Annotated in this window: 26 protein-coding genes; 4 read left to right on the forward strand and 22 right to left on the reverse strand. The window is 43.9% G+C overall.

Features of this window, described 5'->3' with window-relative positions; genetic code table 11:
* Genes rplX through E3E24_RS06210 form a run of 14 tightly spaced genes read right to left on the reverse strand, consistent with a single transcriptional unit; the run spans window position 1 to window position 7021 of the window.
* Window positions 1-363, reverse strand: coding sequence for a 50S ribosomal protein L24 (gene rplX, locus E3E24_RS06145; RefSeq protein WP_167885267.1), 363 nt, complete (start codon window positions 361-363; stop codon window positions 1-3).
* Between the two features lie 10 nt (window positions 364-373).
* Window positions 374-808 carry a 50S ribosomal protein L14 gene (locus E3E24_RS06150; protein WP_167885266.1) on the reverse strand — a complete coding sequence of 145 codons (435 nt, stop codon included), beginning with the start codon at window positions 806-808 and terminating at the stop codon, window positions 374-376.
* Window positions 809-813: 5 nt separating this feature from the next.
* Window positions 814-1149 (reverse strand): 30S ribosomal protein S17, encoded by a 336-nt coding sequence (locus E3E24_RS06155; RefSeq protein WP_042679429.1) that lies wholly within the window; start codon window positions 1147-1149, stop codon window positions 814-816.
* Window positions 1146-1523 (reverse strand): ribonuclease P protein component 1, encoded by a 378-nt coding sequence (locus E3E24_RS06160; protein ID WP_167885265.1) that lies wholly within the window; start codon window positions 1521-1523, stop codon window positions 1146-1148. Before E3E24_RS06160 ends, E3E24_RS06155 begins: the two co-directional genes overlap by 4 nt.
* A complete protein-coding gene (gene yciH, locus E3E24_RS06165) occupies window positions 1409-1708 on the reverse strand; it encodes a stress response translation initiation inhibitor YciH (protein WP_206205315.1) in 300 nt (99 codons plus the stop codon). Before yciH ends, E3E24_RS06160 begins: the two co-directional genes overlap by 115 nt.
* 3 nt (window positions 1709-1711) lie before the next feature.
* Window positions 1712-1912, reverse strand: coding sequence for a 50S ribosomal protein L29 (gene rpmC, locus E3E24_RS06170; RefSeq protein WP_167885263.1), 201 nt, complete (start codon window positions 1910-1912; stop codon window positions 1712-1714).
* Window positions 1909-2532 (reverse strand): 30S ribosomal protein S3, encoded by a 624-nt coding sequence (rpsC, locus tag E3E24_RS06175; RefSeq protein ID WP_167885262.1) that lies wholly within the window; start codon window positions 2530-2532, stop codon window positions 1909-1911. The genes rpmC and rpsC overlap by 4 nt, the downstream gene beginning before the upstream one ends.
* Before the next feature lie 4 nt (window positions 2533-2536).
* Entirely contained in the window at window positions 2537-3007 is a 471-nt protein-coding gene (gene rplV / locus E3E24_RS06180; RefSeq protein WP_167885261.1) for a 50S ribosomal protein L22, read from the reverse strand.
* A 10-nt stretch (window positions 3008-3017) separates the two neighbouring features.
* The gene (gene rpsS, locus E3E24_RS06185; protein WP_013466371.1) at window positions 3018-3416 is read right to left on the reverse strand and encodes a 30S ribosomal protein S19; all 399 of its coding nucleotides are present in this window, start codon (window positions 3414-3416) and stop codon (window positions 3018-3020) included.
* Window positions 3417-3426: 10 nt separating this feature from the next.
* Complete coding sequence (locus E3E24_RS06190) at window positions 3427-4146, reverse strand: 50S ribosomal protein L2 (protein ID WP_167885260.1); 720 nt, start codon at window positions 4144-4146, stop codon at window positions 3427-3429.
* 11 nt (window positions 4147-4157) lie between these two features.
* Entirely contained in the window at window positions 4158-4418 is a 261-nt protein-coding gene (locus E3E24_RS06195; RefSeq protein ID WP_167885259.1) for a 50S ribosomal protein L23, read from the reverse strand.
* Window positions 4419-4424: 6 nt separating this feature from the next.
* Window positions 4425-5192 carry a 50S ribosomal protein L4 gene (gene rpl4p, locus E3E24_RS06200; RefSeq protein ID WP_167885258.1) on the reverse strand — a complete coding sequence of 256 codons (768 nt, stop codon included), beginning with the start codon at window positions 5190-5192 and terminating at the stop codon, window positions 4425-4427.
* A gap of 10 nt (window positions 5193-5202) precedes the next feature.
* Window positions 5203-6243 (reverse strand): 50S ribosomal protein L3, encoded by a 1041-nt coding sequence (locus E3E24_RS06205; RefSeq protein WP_167885257.1) that lies wholly within the window; start codon window positions 6241-6243, stop codon window positions 5203-5205.
* Between the two features lies 1 nt (window position 6244).
* The gene (locus tag E3E24_RS06210; RefSeq protein WP_167885256.1) at window positions 6245-7021 is read right to left on the reverse strand and encodes a putative RNA uridine N3 methyltransferase; all 777 of its coding nucleotides are present in this window, start codon (window positions 7019-7021) and stop codon (window positions 6245-6247) included.
* Between the two features lie 583 nt (window positions 7022-7604).
* On the opposite strand from E3E24_RS06210, the gene E3E24_RS06215 reads away from it, so the two are divergent.
* The 4 genes from E3E24_RS06215 to E3E24_RS06230 all read left to right on the forward strand — a co-directional run bounded on the left by E3E24_RS06215 (window position 7605) and on the right by E3E24_RS06230 (window position 9756).
* Entirely contained in the window at window positions 7605-7907 is a 303-nt protein-coding gene (locus E3E24_RS06215) for a hypothetical protein (RefSeq protein ID WP_167885255.1), read from the forward strand.
* Between the two features lie 124 nt (window positions 7908-8031).
* Window positions 8032-8451, forward strand: a complete 420-nt coding sequence (locus tag E3E24_RS06220) for a hypothetical protein (RefSeq protein WP_167885254.1) — start codon at window positions 8032-8034, stop codon at window positions 8449-8451.
* 211 nt (window positions 8452-8662) lie between these two features.
* Window positions 8663-9061, forward strand: coding sequence for a cell division protein SepF (locus tag E3E24_RS06225; protein WP_167885253.1), 399 nt, complete (start codon window positions 8663-8665; stop codon window positions 9059-9061).
* A gap of 65 nt (window positions 9062-9126) precedes the next feature.
* Entirely contained in the window at window positions 9127-9756 is a 630-nt protein-coding gene (locus tag E3E24_RS06230) for a ZPR1 zinc finger domain-containing protein (RefSeq protein ID WP_167885252.1), read from the forward strand.
* Here E3E24_RS06230 and E3E24_RS06235 read toward each other — a convergent pair.
* From E3E24_RS06235 to E3E24_RS06270, 8 genes are all read right to left on the reverse strand, one after another.
* Window positions 9749-10276, reverse strand: a complete 528-nt coding sequence (locus E3E24_RS06235) for an ASCH domain-containing protein (RefSeq protein WP_167885251.1) — start codon at window positions 10274-10276, stop codon at window positions 9749-9751. The two genes, E3E24_RS06230 and E3E24_RS06235, sit on opposite strands and share 8 nt — an antisense overlap.
* Before the next feature lie 45 nt (window positions 10277-10321).
* Entirely contained in the window at window positions 10322-11323 is a 1002-nt protein-coding gene (locus tag E3E24_RS06240) for a homoserine dehydrogenase (protein WP_167885250.1), read from the reverse strand.
* Entirely contained in the window at window positions 11320-12168 is an 849-nt protein-coding gene (locus E3E24_RS06245) for a CBS domain-containing protein (RefSeq protein ID WP_167885547.1), read from the reverse strand. Before E3E24_RS06245 ends, E3E24_RS06240 begins: the two co-directional genes overlap by 4 nt.
* Window positions 12169-12265: 97 nt before the next feature.
* Complete coding sequence (locus E3E24_RS06250; RefSeq protein WP_167885249.1) at window positions 12266-13390, reverse strand: sodium ion-translocating decarboxylase subunit beta; 1125 nt, start codon at window positions 13388-13390, stop codon at window positions 12266-12268.
* A gap of 6 nt (window positions 13391-13396) precedes the next feature.
* Window positions 13397-13867 (reverse strand): acetyl-CoA carboxylase biotin carboxyl carrier protein subunit, encoded by a 471-nt coding sequence (locus E3E24_RS06255; protein ID WP_167885248.1) that lies wholly within the window; start codon window positions 13865-13867, stop codon window positions 13397-13399.
* A 2-nt stretch (window positions 13868-13869) separates the two neighbouring features.
* Window positions 13870-14250, reverse strand: coding sequence for an OadG family protein (locus E3E24_RS06260; protein ID WP_167885247.1), 381 nt, complete (start codon window positions 14248-14250; stop codon window positions 13870-13872).
* A 10-nt stretch (window positions 14251-14260) separates the two neighbouring features.
* Complete coding sequence (gene mmdA / locus E3E24_RS06265) at window positions 14261-15829, reverse strand: methylmalonyl-CoA decarboxylase subunit alpha (protein WP_167885246.1); 1569 nt, start codon at window positions 15827-15829, stop codon at window positions 14261-14263.
* A gap of 215 nt (window positions 15830-16044) precedes the next feature.
* Window positions 16045-16473: a translation initiation factor IF-2 subunit beta gene (locus E3E24_RS06270; RefSeq protein WP_167885245.1), complete on the reverse strand. Its 429-nt coding sequence runs from the start codon at window positions 16471-16473 to the stop codon at window positions 16045-16047.
* Between the last annotated feature and the right edge of the window lie 37 nt (window positions 16474-16510).

A 16510-nucleotide genomic window follows, 5' to 3' on the forward strand; every position in this document is an offset into this window, starting at 1 on the left:
TCAAGCCCTCCTCTCAATTATCTTCTTCCTTCTCTCATCGTCAAGGTTAAGCTCAACAATCATAACGTTTGAGGGGTGTATTGGGTAGAACACTTCGGTTCCGTTGACCTTCTTAAGTGTAACTCCCTCAACGTAAATCCTGTATCTCCTGAGGTCAACTTCAACTACTTTGCCCTCGACACCCTTGTAATCTCCGCGCATAATTCTAACCTTATCACCAGTCCTTATTGGCAAGTTCCTTACGCCGTATTTCTTCCTAAGCTCTGGTGAAAGTGTAGCGCTCATTATCTTGTGCCTCAAGTGGAGAGGAGCGTTATATAAAAACTTCCTCTGCTTCCTTGGTTGCTTACTCTTAAGCTCCATTTATCTCACCTCACAATACTATGCTCGCAATACCACCTAATCTAACCCACTTCTCAGCCGCCTCTCTTGCAATTGGACCTCTGATTTCAGTTCCCCTTGGAACTCCATCTTCCGTTGTAATGACAGCAGCATTGTCCTCGAACTTAACCCTCATGCCATCCAATCTTCTGTATTCCTTTCTCTGTCTAACAATGACTGCTCTAACGACTTGGTGTCTCATGTCTGGTCTTCCTTTCTTAACTGTTGCAACTACCATGTCTCCCACTCCAGCGGAAGCTAATCTTCTTCTAACGCCGTGGTACTCAACGACACCAATAATCTGGATGACCTTTGCACCGCTGTTGTCGGCAACCTTAAGGTAAGCACCAATTGGTAAAGCCCTTGTAGGCCTTACAGGTGAAACACCTCTGGTTGCACCAGCACCCTTCTTTCCCCTCTTTGCCATCGCAATCACCTCTCACCAGCTTTCTGCAAAACTGCAACGACGACAAAGTGCTTTGTCTTGCTTAATGGCCTTGTCTCAGCAATCAAAACTTTGTCGCCAACTTTTGCATTGATGCATGGCGGATTGTGTGCGTGTATTTTGCTTCTCCTGAGCTCGTATCTCTCGTACTTTCTAAGGTAGTGGTAGTACTGTCTTTCAACTGTAACAGTTCTTCTTGGCTTGTCGCTGACAACTATTCCCTCAAATACTCTACCGTGGATTTTTAAGTGCCCATGCCATGGGCACTTGGGATCGTCACATTTTTCAGCGGGAGGTTGAATTCTCAACCCAATGTCTCTCATCTTCTCCACCTCTTTTTCAATCTCATCTCGGGTCTTCCAATCAGTTCCTTTCCATCAATCACGATTTTTTTATCGCCAACTTCAAACTCAAACTCAGCAACGTTCTTGGGGATTATCCAAACTTTCTCCCCGACGATTGTGAGCGTATTTTTGGTCTCATCTACTACATAACCTTCAATGCCAACCAGCTCTGGATGGGAGCTTCTCTTGATTTTCACTTTCAGTCCTATTAGCTCGTGCCATATTAATGTTTTCTTGTTCACTCGATTTCTATTAAGTCCTCTGAAAATCCATACTCTGCCAACAATTGCTTGACCCTTTCTCTGTGATCCCCTTGAAGTTCTATCCTTCCTTTCTTTACTGTTCCTCCGCATGCTAGTTTCGCCTTCAGTTTTTTTGCAATCTCCTCAAGGTCAAATTCCTTCTCATCTATGCCCTCAATTATGGTCTTCAGCTTTCCATACCTTGCACGCTCAATATATACCTTAATCCTCTGCTGCTCCTTCAATACCTCCTTAAATAACATCTCATCCAGAGGGTTCACGATCCTTGGCACCAAACATCACCTTCTTTCTCTCAACTTCTCCCTCTTAATTGTTAACAAACGGGCTATATCCCGTCTGAGGTTCCTAATAACCATCGGGTTCTCTAAAGATGTTCCCATTGTGAGCATTCCTCTCTCCTTAGCCAACTCCATTCTGAGCTCTCTAATCTTCTGCTCAATCTCTTCCAAGCTCATCTCTCTAATTTCGCTAGGCTTCATTGTTCGCTCACCTCTTCCTCAATTGGCTTCTCGATAATTTCAATCTCATCTGGAAGCTTTGCCTCTGGTGGCATTATTGCAACTTTAACACCGATAACACCAAGCTTGAGCAAAGCTTGGGCGTATCCCTTGCTAACGAGTGTCTCTGCTGGATTTCCGACCTTTGCGAGGTAGCCTTGGTAGAATCTAACGCTCTTTGCTCTCTCACCTGTAAGCTTTCCGCTGAGCCTAATCTCGACACCTCTTGCACCGTTTCTCATGATTGCTCTAATTGCCGCATAAGCTGCCCTTCTGAAGTGAACTCCCCTCTCTAAAGCTTGAGCAAGCCTAACGGCCTGAACCTTTGCGTTTAGATAGGGGTTCTTAATTTCCTCAACTTCAATCTGTGGGTTCTCGAGACCAAACTGTCTCTCAAGAACTCTTGTGAGCTCTCTGATTCTTCTTCCACCTCTACCTATAACGTAACCTGGATTTGCTGCAAAGATTATGACCTTTGTTCCAAGAGGTGTCTTTTTGATATCTAAACCGCCATAACCAGCTCTCCTTAATTCCTTCTCAAGGTATTCGTCGATGAGCATTTCTCTAACTGCTTCTCTAATGAAGTATCTCTCAATAGCCATGAGCTCACCTCCTAATCTCCTCAACAACTATCTCAATGTGTGTTGTTTCTTCATTGAATGGTGTAGCTCTTCCAAAAGCTCTTGGGATGTATCCTCTAAGCACTGGTCCCCTGTGAGCTGCTGCATGGATGATCTTAAGCTTGTCTGGGTCTAAGCCCTTCTGCTCTGCGTTGTTCTTTGCATTCAAGAGAACTTTCTTGATTGCCTTTGCAACCTTGACTGGATATCTACCTGGACCGAAGCCCTTTCCTCTCTTGTGTCCCTGTGAGTCGTTGAATCTTCTCAATGGAACTGGTCTCCTCATTGCAATTACATCATCAAGGAATTTTATTGCATCGTTGAGCATCATTCCCCTAATCTCTCTGCAGATTTCAACTGAGAACTTTGGTGAGATTCTCAAATCTCTCCCACTAGCCCTTGCCATCCTCTCTGGATCAAAATTTTGGAAAGAGTAGCCAAATCTTCCTCTAGGCATTCATACCACCTCACTTGATTGCAACGAACATTGATGATCTTGTTGCACCAACACCAGGTGAACCGTGCTGGACTCTCTTTCTTGTTAATGCAAACTCACCTAAGTAGTGTCCTATCATCTCTGGCTTTATTTCAACGGGTACGAACTCTTTTCCGTTGTGGACGTAGATTGTTATTCCAACCATCTCTGGAAGGATAACCATGTCTCTGCAGTGTGTTCTGATCGGCTTCTTGTATTTACCCTTCTTAGCCAATCTAATCTTTCTTAAGAGCTTTTTCTGCTCTGGACTAAAGCCTCTCTTTAAGCTCCTCCTCTGTCTTGCAGGGAAAAGCTCAGCTACCTTATCGAGAGGCATGTTTAAGAGCTCTTCAAGGGTGTAACCGCGATATCTAAACTCTTTTCTTGCCATTCAAATCACCTCACTTTCTCCTACCTGTTCTTCTCGCAGCGATATGACCAACCTTTCTTCCAGGTGGAGCTCTCCTTGAAACTGTACTTGGTCTACCAATGTGGTGCTCCTTACCACCGTGTGGGTGGTTCACAGCGTTCATCTTGACACCTCTTGGCTTCGGCCAGAACCTGTTCCTTGCTTTCATGACGTAATAAGCTTTACCTGCTTTGACAAGTGGCTTCTCCAACCTTCCACCGCCAGCGACAACACCAATTGTTGCTCTGCACATTGGGTTGAAGGCTTTAAGCTCACCGCTCGGCAGTTGAACAATGACCTTGTCTTTTTCTCTTGAAACAATCAGTGCATAGCTACCGCCAGCTCTTACGAACTTTCCTCCATCTCCTGGGACTCCCTCAATGTCATAAACGTAAGTTCCCTCAGGAATCATTGCTAGTGGAAGTGTGTTGCCTATCTTGATTGGTGCGTTTGGTCCAATGGCTATTTCATCTCCAACAAGAAGCCCTTCTGGAGCTATGATGAGCTTTTCAAGACCGTTCTCAAACTTAACTCTTGCAACTGGTGCCGTTCTTCCAGGGTCGTGGAGGATTTCAACGACCTTACCAACGAGTGTCTTCTCCTTTGTCAAGTTAAGGGGAACGTATCTCACAGCTCCCCTATACCTGTGAGATGGAGCTCTGAAAGTTGTGCTTCCTTTACCTCTCCTCTGTTGAATCAAACTCTTACCCATTCTCACCCACCTCAGAACAATCCTATTCTAGCAGCAATTTCACTTGCGTTGTACTCAGGCTTGAGCTTAACGTATGCCTTTTTCTCGCCTTTCATTGTAATAAGTGTGTTGACCTTTTCAACTTTAACCTTGTAGATTTCCTCCACAGCTCTCTTGATATCTTGCTTAGTGGCTCTTCTGTCAACAATGAATGTGAGCTTGTTCTCTTTCTCAATCAACGAAACTGCCTTTTCTGTAACGACAGGTCTGATAATAACCTTGTACGGATCCATCTTTCATCACCCGTAAATCTCCCTCAATCTCTCAATTGCACCCTTTGTCCACACGGTTAATCTTCCGGGGTGTGTACCTGGAGCAAGCATCTCAACTCCAAGGTTGTCGACTAATACAACATCAACACCTGGGTGGTTCCTTGCGCCCAAGAGTATTCCTTCGTTCTTTGCAACGACGATGAGTGGACCCTTAGCCTTCTTGTATCTCCTTCCTCTCATCTTACCTTTTCCAGCTCTAACCTTTGTGTTCTTCTTAGCTCTCTCAATGTCGTCCCAAATGCCAAGCTTCTTGAATATCTCCCTTGTCTCCCTTGTCTTGCCTATCTTCTCGAGCTCATCCTCAACGATGAGCGGAATCTGCGGAACGTTGTCAATTATGTGACCTCTTGCTCTAACTAAATCATAGTTGGCTGTTGCTGCAATTGCACTCATGAGAGCGAGCTTCTTCTCTTTCTTGTTGATGTCTTCCCAGATTATCTTCTCGACCTTTGGTGGGTGAGCTCTTCTACCGCCTCTTGCAAATGGGACGAATGCAGCAAACCTTGGAGGAGTCTTAATGCGCTCAACTCTTGCCATTCCATGACCCTTACCAATGTTCTCTGTGACCCTTCTCTTACCAGCCATTGGGTCTCTACCTTGAGGCTGAATTCTGTGTGTCCATGAAGCAATGACCGCTCTCCTAATCAAATCTGGTCTAAATGGGGTCTCAAATACCTTAGGTAACTCAATCTCCTCAATTGGCTCGCCGTTGAGTGAAAATACCTTAACCTTCATCTAACTCACCTCATTGCTTTGATTCCCTACTAACGTATGTAATCTGTGGTCTCTCAACAGGTGGCTTCTTAGCTGGTGGTCTGATTGCTGGTCTAACTCTAATGATTCTCTTAATTGCACCGGGGATTGAACCTGCAATCATGAGGAAGTCACTCCTAACGATTCCATAGTGTGGGAAGCCGCCCTTTGGTGTAATCTCAATCTTGTTTCCATCAAGCTCAAGAACTCCGTTCTCACCAATAGCGATCAACCTCTTGTTGAACTCTGTCCTGTGGTGGAAGCCCATCTGACCAGCTTGTGGAACTGTCCACATAACTCTTGCTGGGTGCCATGGACCTAAGTTACCAACGTGTCTTCCCTTTCCAGCTCTCTGAGCCTTGTGGAACTGGATCTTAATACCCCATCTCTTAACTGGACCTTGGGTTCCCTTACCCTTTGTGACAGCTATAACATCGAGGAGTTCACCTTCCTTAAGAACTTCCTTTACCCTGATTTCTTTTCCAAGCTTTTCTTTGAGATAAGCAAACTTCTCTTCCACGCTCTTTCCACCAACAGCGTACTCCATGACTTCTGGCTTCTTCTTGAGCTTGATGAGCCTTGGCTGAGTGTGAACCAAAGCCCTAACTTCGACGATTTCACCGCTTTTAACGAGGTCTTCAAGCTCACCAAGCTTCTGCTGGAATGCATCTTCACTGTAGTTCTTTGGAAGTGTCTTGATCCTTCTCTTTAAGTCTGGGTTGAGATTTGGAATCCAGACCTCTGTTGCTGTCTCCAATCCAAGGTAGCCCTGCTTGTATGCTCTGATTCCAAAGACGACCATTGGTGGAGTTTCGACTATTGTAACTGGCATGAATATCTCTTTGCCCTTTGTAAGTCCTGGTCTGTCGTCAATCATGAGTATGTGAGTCATTCCTGCCTTGTAGCCAGCAAATCCTAGCAACCTTACTTCTTCCTCTTGAGGCCACTTTCTAATTCTAGGGACTATGCTCTTAGCCCTTTTTCTTGGGGAATATGCCAATGAACCTCTTCTTGGCTTGCTAATCTTACCCATATCAATCCCTCCTTATGAAATTAAACACGGCCAAAGTCGCCAACACGGCTTCTTCGGTTCTAACGGTTTTCGTCTTTTGATTTGGAATGGTATTGAGGATTAAATCAAAGGGATAATCCTCATTGAAGTCTCTCAGGATCTCCATCACGCCCTTTCTCGGCGACCCGAACACGAATCCAATTTCCCCCTCCAGCGGAGGGAGCTTAACTTTTCTTACATCCTCACCTTTACGTGAGGTCGCGATTGCAAGGTTGAGCTTTGCCTTTTTAAGTGTTTTTGCCAATGTTTTGTTCGTGAGATGAACCCTGTATCCCCAGTATTCAACGGGTTTTACTGGAATCACTTTCAAAGGCTTTACTGAGACTATTTTGAACGTCATTCGCCCTTCTCCAGAGCCTTCAACGAGAGCGAGCTCATCAAGGCCAATGTCCGCGTAAAGCCGCTTTCCCTTTTTAATGATTACACCCTCCCGAATTTCCCCCACCTTGGGTTTCCCCTTGAGCTTATGATGAGGGGTTCTTAAGGGAGGGATCACACCAACGTATTTGAGCTCCTTCATTATTGGGAACAGTGCTTTGCGGAGATATTGGGGAGTTTCTGCGTATTCAAGGATTAGTTTTATGAACTTTCCATCCTTGCCGCCGGCTTTGTAAATCCATATGTGCTCAACACCGAATATTGCAGCTGCCCTTGCTATCTGTCCAACCTTGTAGGTTCGTATTTTAGGGTCAGTTGTTTCTTCAAGGAGTGAATCTGGAATGAAGATGTGTAAGGTCATTTTTGCTCATCCTTCACTTATACACATAGGGAAGCTGTGATGGAGTAAAAGGAAAGTATTTAAAAGGCTTTCGAACCCTTCCACCCTTTTTCTGTCTTTGAAGTGTGAAAAATTTTTGCAAAGCAAACTTTGCCTTCGCAAAGTTTGATCAAAATTCCTACGTCAAAGGCTCACTAAGATGTACAGAGAGAGCTTATGCCAAAACATCACAAACTCGCAGAGTGTTCGACTCAAAACAGCGCTCTTCGAGCGCAAAAGAATAAGGAACACAAACCAAAACCGACCTGTGGATTTAAATTAAGCTCATAATACTCCACAAGCAAATAGAAGACGTACAAACTTAATCCTTACCAAATTAAGTAACTTTAACAATTTGATCAAACTTTCCCAAAGTTCGAGAAACTACGTTTCCCACGCCCTTCCTATCTTCTTGTCCATCGGGGGCTAACGCCCCTCCTCCCCATAGAGAGCTTATATGAAGGAGCTCAGAATAAAGGAAATTTACACACCCACAGATATGAGGATTGTCTGGGAGTAGGGAAAGGCTTATTGGAGTGAAGGTGTAAGATTTATAAGTGGTGTGATGCCCTTCTGGAAAAGGAAGAAAGAGGAGAAAAAGCCACAGGAGAAAACCTGGGATGAAATACTGGAAGAGTTTGCGAGGAAATATGGGCTTCCGAAGGAAAACATTGACTACATATCGAGCGTATATACGAACCCTGCAAATGGACTTCTCAAGATTCTCGCCCGCGCAAGCCCTGACGGATCATACAAACTGGCGCTAACACTTGTCCACACGCCGGCACAAGCTCACCGCTCCTTGGAGATGCCATCGGCGAGGCACTATTGGAGTGGGCCGATGATGAGAAGGGTTGGGAAGAGTTGAAGAAGAACCTGGAAGAATTCGCAGATTTGCTGATCTACCACTTAGAGCAAAGCAGAAACACCCCCAATAAACAAAGAAAAACCGGAAAGTAATCATACAGTCGATCAACAAGTCTGCAAAGATATTGGACAAGATGATCCCATCCGTAGAAAGTCTAAAACATCTCAAAGCGACATCCAAGGCAATATCTGGTGCTGCAGACGATCCCTTTGTTATTCTCAAACAAGCAGGCATCGACATCGAGCCGGAGCTTGAGGAGTTCAGGCAGTTCCTCGCGGAGATCAGCGGGAAGAAGATAGAGACGAAGAAACCAAAATCTCAAACCATTCCACCGGAAGTTCTCGCCATCGTGATGGGACTCAAATTTGCCGGCTATTCTGAGGAAGCCCTAAAGAAAGCTGAAGAAGAAATAATCCACAGGCTCGATGCTCTCATAGAACAAAACATAGAAGAGAATGCTCTTGAAATTGCTTACTACTCTGCTCTGCTGAGGTTGATTCAGAAAAGAGAACTGGAAAAAATCGAAAAGATTTTCGGAAATTAATTTTAAAAATATGAGGGGTGAGGGGAGCATAGCTCCCCCAGTAGTTGAGAGGAAAGGAAGGGTGAGGGAAACGTAGTTTCCCCAATAGAGAGAGATGGGGATTGAGGGTAAAGGGAGATAAGGGGCAAAGCCCCTTGTCGTCCTTCCACAAGAAATATAAACACCAATGCACAAAAATAAATTCAGTCTAGATTTCATGGAGGGAAAAATAATGGGACTGTTTGACAAAATTATTAAAGATGAATCGAAAAAGAAACCGCTCAAGTCTATAAAGAAAGAGGTAAGTCCAACCCCCAGAGCTGACATCGATGTCATTCCTCTAGAGGAAGATGAGCTCACAAAAGAGCTTGTAAAGCCTGAAATAAGATACATCAAAAAGATCGTCGTTACCAGTTACACTGATTTAGGAAAAATTTCAGAGGAGTTACAGCAAGGAAATATCGTTATTGCGGATTTCACCCCACTTGAATCAAAACAAGAAGTTTTAGCAAAAATGGCTGAACAGCTAAAGGGCATGGTCAACGCTCTTGGGGGAGACCTCGCAAAGATTTCAAAATATGAAATTAAGCTTATAGTGACTCCACCAGACATCAAGATATACAAAGGCTGATTCTTCTTTCCTTTCCTACCATGACTTTATAAACTCATTTTTTGGCTCTTCTATTGGTGACGCTCATGAGTGAAGAAAAACCTAACATTCAAGAGATTAGATTAGGAGACTGCCCAATCTGTGGCGGCAAAAACACGCTTAAGGCCCTCCAATACATTCACGACATCCCTTATTTTGGCAAAGTCATGGAATCAACGATTATCTGCGAAAAATGCGGTTACAGAAGTGCAGATGTGATGATATTAGAGGAAAAAGAACCAAAGCTGTATACTGTAAAAGTAGAAGAAGAGAAGGACTTGTTTACAAGAGTCGTGAGGAGCAAGAGTGGGACAATTGAACTGGAAGAACTCGGCATAAAGATTGAACCCGGCCCAGCGAGTCAAGGATTCGTGAGCAACGTTGAAGGAGTTTTAGAGAGAGTTAGAGAAACACTCTTAATGGCAAGGAACTTCAAAGAACAGGAAAACGACAAGGAAGCAGTAAAGAAGATTGATGAGCTCTTAGACTATATTGAAGATGTCAAGGAAGGCAGAAAACCTCTAACGGTTAAGATCATGGATCCCTTTGGAAACAGCGCTTTGATAGGTGAAAAAGTCAAGAGTAGGCTTTTGACAAAGGAAGAAATTAAAAAGCTCAGCACGGGGCCTTATGTAGTAATTGAGCCCGAAGAACTTGAGAACGAAGACGCTAAATGAACACCGCTTCCCTGCTCATTAAGTCCTCAAGCAGAGCTTTAACCCAAGGTTGCCTCGTCCTGCTTGAGAGGTGGATAATACCCTCCACGAAAACACCGTACTTTTCCTTCATTTCTTCTCTGCTTATAGGCTCCTTGAAGAGGAAAGGCTTTTCGATAGTAAAGGCGTAGCCGTAATTTTTGATATATTCTTTGAGCCACTGCTTACCCCTTTCTTCTCCGTGAACGAAGGTTAAGCCGCTTGTATCTTTTGTGAGCTCCCAAAGGGTTTCAAAATCAGCTTTTATGACTTCCCCCACCTCAAAGCCGCCCGCAATTGTTCCCCTCTTAGTCAACAGCTGTTCCTCAGTTAAGCCGAGTTTCTCAAGTGTTCTCTTAAGGGTGAATAAATTTCCTCTCGCTATGTAAAGGAAGACAATATCCCCCTCATTAAACACGCGTGAGCGTCTAATTTCATGAGACTTTAACCCTCTAAATATGAGCTCGCCATACACTTGATGGAGTGCAATCACATGCTCCATGCTCTCACCGAAGAAAAGCTCAACTATGGAAATATAAAGATTTGGTTATTCTCTCCTCACGGCTTTGATGACATCACTCACAACAGCTGAAGCAGTCTCCTTAACTCCCGCGCCAGCGCCTTTAATTACAAGCTCTCCCAACAAGTCCGTTTCAATGACTGCGACATTTTGTGTTCCATAAACAGCTAACGGTGAATCCTTCGGAAGGGCTTTCGGCTCAACTGAGACTTTACCTTTTCTAACTTCAGCAACCAATCTTATGACCTTACCTTCTCTCTTAGCTCTCTCTATATCTTCCATTGATATTTCAGCAATGCCCTTAATTTTCAACTTCTCAAAGCTTATTGGATAGAAAGCAACGTTATGGAGAATTGCAGCTTTATAAGCAGCATCTATACCATTAATGTCCGTGCTTGGGTCCCTCTCAGCTATTCCAAGCTCTTGAGCCTTCTTCAATGCATCTTCAAAGCTAAGTCCTCTCTCCATCTGGCTCAAAATAAAAGTTGTTGTACCATTTAAAACTCCCTGAATGCTCAAAATTTCATCTCCTAAGAGGCTTTCCTGCAAAAGGGTTATTATTGGCGTTCCAGCCATCACAGTTGCCTCAAATCTGTAATTCACTCCTCTCATGTAAGCCTCTTGGGTGAGCTCCATGAAATGAAAAACTAAGGGAGGTTTGTTTGAAGTTACAACATGCCTACCATGTCTGAAAGCCTCCATATGCCATTTCCACGCGTTCACATCATTGGTTACGTCAATAACAACGTCGCTCTCAACTTCCTTCACAACTTCCATTGGGGACATTTGATAGACCTCATAGTCATTGCCCCATTTGTCTAAGCTTCCAAACGTTTCCTTAACCATTAGCGCCTCTCTCAAGTCTATTCCACTCTCATCCCAGATAGTAGCTTTAGAATCAGAAATGCTAACAACTCTAAACTCTAAACCATACTTTATCCTAAACTGTTCTGCTTTTTCAAGAAGAACTCTCGCAACTCCCTTGCCCACGTTTCCAAAACCTATAAAAGAAAGAAAAATCTCAGTCATTTTCTGTTCACAATGACCTTTATTAAGTCCATATCTCTGATTAATCCCACGAGGTCGCCTTCTCCTCTAATAACTGGAAGCTGTTCAATCCTGTATTTGGCCATCTTGTTTGCCACATCATAGACGCTCATGTGTGGAGTTGCTATTATTGGATTTCTTGTCATTATATCCTCAACGGGTTTCTTTGGCATCTGAAGTTCAGCCTTCTCAAAGAGCAAAATTGGATTGCTTTCAAGAATCCACTCTTCTTCGCTTGAAACTGCTAAAGCGGAGCTCTTCATTACTCTAACAACTTCACTGTCTTTAAGCAAATCTGTCTCATCAACTATTCCAATTAAGTTTCCATCATCATCAATTACCGGGATTGCCATTGCATTACACAAGAGCAGAGCTTTCAAAGCAGCCTTTAACGGAGTACCTCTCCACACAACACTCACATATCTTTGGTAATAAGGCTCAATTTCAACCTCCCTGTACTTCTCGTTCTTTGCCAGATATCTCCTTATAATGTCGCCAACTGTGAGAATTCCAACAACTTTACCTTCATCATCAACAACAATTACTCTCCTATAGTCATACTCAAGCATTAAGCGGACGGCTTTCTTTAGGTCATCAGTAGGCTTAACAACGGGAACATCCCTCTTCACAAGCATTGCCAGCTGATCCTCATCAGGATTCACAAGGACCCTTTTAATGCTTACAATACCAACTAGCTCTTTGGTTCCTCTCCTGACAACAGGAAAAGACCTAACTTTGTGCTTTTTAAAAAGCTCAAGAGCATAGCTCCTTGATGCTGGCAGTTCAATAACTACGGGATCTGGTGTCATTATGCTTTTAACTTTCACTTTCACCACCGGTCTTAACTAAAATGCCCTCCTACTATTTAAACTTTTCATTGGCGAAACATCAAAATTAATTTGCCAAATGGTTAGAAAAGAAAAATCAGCCGAGAGCTGAAAGCAAGACACCGGCAACCACTGCAGTTCCAATAACACCAGCAACGTTTGGACCCATTGCATGCATTAATATAAAGTTCCCTGGGTCTTCTTCAGCTGCTAATTTTTGAACAACTCTTGCACTCATAGGAACTGCTGAAACACCAGCAGCACCAATCATTGGGTTTATTCTTCCTCCGCTGAGCTTCATCATGAGCTTTCCTAAGAGAACGCCACCGGCTGTTGCTGTTGCAAATGCAATGACACCTAAGCCAAGAATCATGAGTGTTTTGACATTTAGGAAGTACTCAGCTCTCATTGTTGAACCAACGCCAAGTCCAAGGAAGATTGTAACGATGTTCATAAGCTCTTCCCTTGCCGCTTTGCTTAAACGCTCAACGACACCACTCTCTCTGAAGAGGTTGCCTATCATGAGCATGCCAATTAGTGGGGCTGCTGAAGGAACTAAGAGACCAATGATCAGCATTGAAGCAATTGGGAAGAGAATCTTTTCACGCTTTGATACTGGCCTCAGCTGCTCCATCCTGATCCTTCTCTCTTCTGGAGTTGTCAATGCCTTAATAACTGGAGGCTGAATCAATGGAACTAGGCTCATATAAGAGTAAGCCGCAACTGCTGTTGCACCGAGCAAATGAGGGGCTAATTTTGTTGTTAAATAAATTGTTGTAGGCCCATCAGCACCACCGATGATACCAATTGAAGCCGCCTCTGGAAGAGTAAAGCCCAAGGCAACCGCCGTAAGCATTGCGATGAAGACACCAATCTGAGCAGCTGCACCGAGTAATGCAGTTTTGGGATCAGCTATCATAGGGCCAAAATCTGTCATTGCGCCAAGACCAAAGAAGATAAGCAATGGAACTATCTCTGTGCTAATGAGATAGCGGTGGATTAAATATAACAAACCATGTGGCGGATCAGCTATTCCAGTAAACGGCAGATTTACAAGCACAGCACTTATACCAATAGGAAGCAACAGCAAGGGTTCCATTTCCTTAACTATAGCCAAATAGACGAGCGTGAGCCCCACAAGTATCATTATTACTTGCCCTATTGTAATGTTAAGCAAACCCATGTGTGCAAAGAAGTCAATTATTGCTTGTTCTAATCCCATGTTTCCTCACCCTATTTCTATTAGTGGTTGTCCGGTGTCTACTGTGTCGCCTTCTTTTACGAGGATTTTTTTCACTACCCCATCTTTTGGTGCTGGGATTTCATTCTCCATCTTCATTGCCTCTAACACTAACAACCCTTGACCAACCTTAACCTGATCCCCTTCATTAACAAGAATCCTCAAAATCTTACCAGGCATCGGCGCAGTAACAACACCCTCACCCGCCGGAGCCGGCGAAGGAGCTGGCGCCGTTGGAGCCGAAACAGGAGTTGTTACAGGAGTTGGAGCTGGTGCAGGTGCAGAAGGAACTTGCGCCTGGACTGGCATCTCCAGTGCACTCAATGGAATCCCCAAGTCCTTAGCCTCAACCTCATAACTCTCCCCCTCAAATGATACTCTGAACTTACCCATGCCAAGTTCTTCAACCTCAACATCATAAGTGACACCATCAACGATGACCTTGACTTTCCCCTTCATCTCTACCACTTCCCTAACTCATAATTGAAATTCTCAACCTCCTCCATTTGAGTTTGAATACCATATAAACGCCAAGCATCAGAAGGCTTCCTTCTAAATGGAACGGGTCTCAGCTGAGCATTCTTCTCAGCAATATAAGCCAAAATTGCCGCTGTAATAACAGCAAGCTTTCTGGGCTCAATCTTTGGTTTCTCCTCAACCTTGACCTTTTTCTCAACCCTAACCACTGGCGCTTCTTTTGGAGATTCCTTCTCAATCAAGCGCTTCTCGAAATAACCGATTGCATACATTGCAATAGCTAAAATAGTTAAAACGGCGAAAACTACTGTAACTCCTAAGATCGTAATGTAAAGTCCCTCGAGGAACGCTTGCATCGTAACCATGTTGAACACCTCACAGCGGAATGTTTCCGTGCTTCTTCGGTGGCAACTTAACCCTCTTAGACTCTAAGGCTTCAAGGGCCATTATGATTTTTCCTCTCGTCTCTGCGGGGTCAATCACATCATCAATGTAACCCCTGCTTGCGGCAACGTATGGATTAGCAAACTTGTCCCTATACTCCTTGATTTTTTGTTGCCTGAACTCCTCTGGATTCTCCGCCTTGGCAATCTCCTTTCTAAAGATTATGTTTGCAGCCCCCTCTGGGCCCATGACGGCAATCTCAGCAGTCGGCCAAGCAAAGACGAAATCAGCCCCCAAGTGCTTTGAACCCATGGCCAAGTAAGCCCCACCGTAAGCTTTTCTTAAAATAACAGTGACCATTGGGACTGTCGCTTCCGCATAAGCGTAGAGAACTTTTGCACCGTGCCTAATTATTCCTCCGTACTCTTGCTGAACTCCTGGCAGGTAACCGGGAACATCAACGAGTGTTACAATTGGAATGTTGAATGCATCACAAGTTCTGACGAATCTTGCTATTTTGTCTGAGCTGTCAATGTCTAGGACGCCAGCGAGGTGGATTGGATTGTTCGCTACTATTCCAACTGTCTGCCCATTCATCCTTCCAAAGCCGACAACAGCATTGGGAGCAAAGTAGGGCTGTATCTCAAGAAAGTCTGGGTTTCCGTTTGCGTCCCTATCAACGATCTCATAAATCACTTGTCTAACGTCATAACCCTTGTTTGGATCATCTGGGACGATTTCGTAAAGTTTGTCGCTCTTTCTAAATGGTGGGTCGTTTGTCTTGACTCTTGGGGGCTTTTCCATGTTGTTTGATGGCAGGTAGCTTAATAGTCTTCTGATGAGCATGAGGACTTCCTCGTCGCTTTTGCCGATTAAGTGTGCCTGTCCGCTCTTCTGGGCGTGAACCATTGCTCCACCGAGTTGTGTTGGCGAGACTTCTACTCCAGTAACTGCCTTAACTACTTGTGGTCCGGTAATGAACATGAATGTTGCGGGATTGTCAACCATGAGAATGAAGTCACCAATGGCTGGGCTGTAAACTGCACCACCAGCACAAGGACCCATGATGGCTGTAATCTGTGGGACAACACCACTCAAAATTGTATTCATCTTGAAAATCTCACCGTATCCCTTGAGTGAATCTACACCTTCTTGAATCCTTGCACCACCGGAGTCGTTGAGCCCAATTATTGGAGCGCCTGCTTCTAATGCAAGCTCCATAATGCGTTTAATTTTCATTGCATGCATTTCTCCTAATGAACCACCCATCACTGTGAAGTCTTGAGCGTAAACGAAAACTAATCTACCGTCTATTGTTCCGTACCCTGTTATGACACCATCCGCTGGTAATTCCATCTTGTCAAGACCGAATTCAGTGTTTCTGTGCTTGACGAAGGCTCCAATCTCAACAAAACTCCCCGGGTCGAGAAGTTTCTCAATCCTCTCCCTTGCAGTGAGTTTGCCTTTTTCGTGCTGCTTTTGAATCTTAGCCTCTCCTCCCATCTGTAAAATTTTCTTCTTCTTTTCATACAGTTCGTTCACCTTCTCTTTCATGCTCATAGAAATCCCCCATTAGCATTAGTCTAAAGTTTGTAGTTTGTAAAGTTTAAAAGGATTTTTATACTAGCAAAATAAAAGCTCAATAAGTAAAGCTGCCCAAAATTGAACAATCAAAATTCAAGCTTTTACAGTTAATTTTGTAAACTTAGTGAACAAAGTTGGAGAAAAAAGCGCAGCAGCGAAAATATGAAAGATAAAGAATTCCATGAATTACATCACAAGTGTGCAATTGGTGTTTCTGCACCACACGCTTCACACTTGAGGTAGTGGAACCTACCCTTTTTGATAATCTTTGTATCTGGTGAACCACACACTGGACAGATGACGTATTCCTTGAGGTACTTCTTCATCTTATTTGCTATGAGGTATGGAGTGAATCTACCCTGAAGAACAACTCTTCTTCCTTCGAGAGTTCCAGCGGTAGCAACTTCTCTCAAAATGAACTTAAGCAAGTGATTTGGATCCCTGTTCATAGCCTCGGCTATGTCCCTAAAGTTCTCTATGATCGTCTTGTTACCCTCAATTGTAACTATGGCAACTGGTACTTCAAATCTTGACGTATGCTGCTTAACATTCTCCGGTAATTCATCATAAGCTTTCTCCAAGAGCTTCTCATAATCGTAATAGTCATGCTTCTCTCCCATATCAACACCTCCGTAGGAAGCTATTCATTCCCCTTTA

It is taken from the genome of Thermococcus sp. LS2 (assembly GCF_012027375.1).
Lineage (GTDB): Archaea > Methanobacteriota_B > Thermococci > Thermococcales > Thermococcaceae > Thermococcus_B.